Below are 1,807 nucleotides of genomic sequence, written 5' to 3' on the forward strand. Positions count from 1 at the left end.
TGATATGATACCTCTAAAGTAGACAGTTTAAATATAAAAACTGATACTTTGGAGGTATTTTTAATGTCAAAACCTAAATGTCCTGCTGAACAAAAATTACAAGCTGTCGAAGACTATCTTAATGGTGTAAGAGGTGTTTCGGATATTATGAATGACTTGTCGATAGCTAGCGCAAGAACAATACGGCAATGGATCTCTGTATATCAAATATCCGGTGTATCTGCCTTTGTTCATAAATCAAAGAACAATAGTTATTCGAAAGATTTTAAACAGAAAGTGGTAGAGGAATATATTGACGGAAAGGGGTCGCTTTCTGATATTGCTGCTAAATATAAAATTGCTGGTCACGAGACTTTACGACGTTGGATTTTGTTGTATAATAGCAATATGGAACTCAAAGATTATGCTCCAAAACAGGAGGTTTATATGGCTGAGGCAAGAAGAAAAACAACAATTGAAGAACGAAATAAAATCGTAGTATACTGCATTGAGAACGGACGCAATTATAAAGATACTGCTGAAAAATATGATGTTTCATACAGTCAAGTTTATAGCTGGGTCCGCAAATACGATAATGTTGGTGAAGAAGGACTAACTGATAAACGTGGTCGCCATAAATCCGATGATGAAGTTGATGAATTAGAGAAACTTCGCAGAGAAAACAAACGTTTAAAATATCAGATTGAAGAAAGAGATATGACGGTAGAACTGTTAAAAAAAGTGAAGGAGTTCGAAAGGAGGCGATTCTAGCCAAAGGAAAAATGGAACCTAAATACCTCACTATCCAGTATTTCAAGCAGAAAAATAATTGGAATGTAAGTTGGATGTGTCAGCAATTAAATATTTCTCGAGCGGGCTACTATAAGTGGCTTCAACATGAAAAACCGCAAGAAGAAATGGAAAACGAACAAATTGCTCTATGGATTAAGGAATATGATGAAAAGTTTAAGCATACCCTTGGCTATCGTAGAATTCGTAACTATATCAACCGAGACAAGGATAAGCATTATAGCAAGCGTAGGATTCAACGGATTATGAGGGTACTTGGTATTAAATCAGTTATTCGCAGACAAAGAAAACCGTATCGTCATTCCACCCCGGAAACTACGGCAAAAAATATATTGCACAGAGAATTTGAAGCGACCAAACCAAACGAAAAATGGGGAACGGATGTGACAGAATTCAAAGTTCCAATGAGTAATCGAAAGATATATTTAAGTGCCATTTTGGATTTTTATGATAAATCGGTGGTGTCATATGTTTTAAGCAACCGCAATGATAATAAACTTGTTTTTGATACTTATGATCTGGCTCTTAAGAAAAATGTTGATGCTACACCATTGTTTCATTCTGACAGGGGTTATCAATATACAAGCAGAGTTTTTCAGAATAAGCTAAAAAAACAGGGAATGACACAATCAATGTCCCGCGTTAGTTGCTGTATTGACAATGGTCCAACTGAAGGCTTATGGGGAATTATCAAATCGGAAATGTACTATATCACTGCCTTTAGCAATGAAGAAGAACTACGCCATGCAATAGAAGAATATATAGATTATTATAATAACGGAAGATATCAAGAGCGTTTCAATAATTTATCGCCGACGGAAGTAAGGTATGCTGCTTTGCAGTCTGATCAACCTATGCAGTATCCTATTCCTGAAAATAAACGTATACACGCTTATAAGACAGAATTAGAAGCAAAGAAGAACAAACACACTGCATAAGAAATGCGACCAACAATTTGATCGCATCATCTTATACATTTTTAATTATTTTACGTGTCTACTTGACAGGTGTCGGTTCA

The 1,807-nt window shown here is 35.6% G+C and carries 2 protein-coding genes; both read left to right on the top strand.

Annotated features, from left to right (window positions below; all coding sequences use genetic code 11):
• Nucleotides 1-63 precede the first annotated feature (63 nt).
• The gene (locus KPL55_RS25545) at nucleotides 64-750 is read left to right on the top strand and encodes a helix-turn-helix domain-containing protein (protein WP_216309563.1); all 687 of its coding nucleotides are present in this window, start codon (nucleotides 64-66) and stop codon (nucleotides 748-750) included.
• Between the two features lie 11 nt (nucleotides 751-761).
• Nucleotides 762-1,727: an IS3 family transposase gene (locus KPL55_RS25550; RefSeq protein WP_216309564.1), complete on the top strand. Its 966-nt coding sequence runs from the start codon at nucleotides 762-764 to the stop codon at nucleotides 1,725-1,727.
• The last annotated feature ends 80 nt before the right edge of the window (nucleotides 1,728-1,807 follow it).

It is taken from the genome of Clostridium lacusfryxellense, from assembly GCF_018861735.1.
Taxonomy (GTDB): domain Bacteria; phylum Bacillota; class Clostridia; order Clostridiales; family Clostridiaceae; genus Clostridium_AD; species Clostridium_AD lacusfryxellense.

Bases quoted from the DNA above. Each gene is read 5' to 3' on its own strand.
- KPL55_RS25545 (WP_216309563.1), top strand. From the start codon at position 64: ATGTCAAAACCTAAATGTCCTGCTGAACAAAAATTACAAGCTGTCGAA.
- KPL55_RS25550 (WP_216309564.1), top strand. From the start codon at position 762: ATGGAACCTAAATACCTCACTATCCAGTATTTCAAGCAGAAAAATAAT.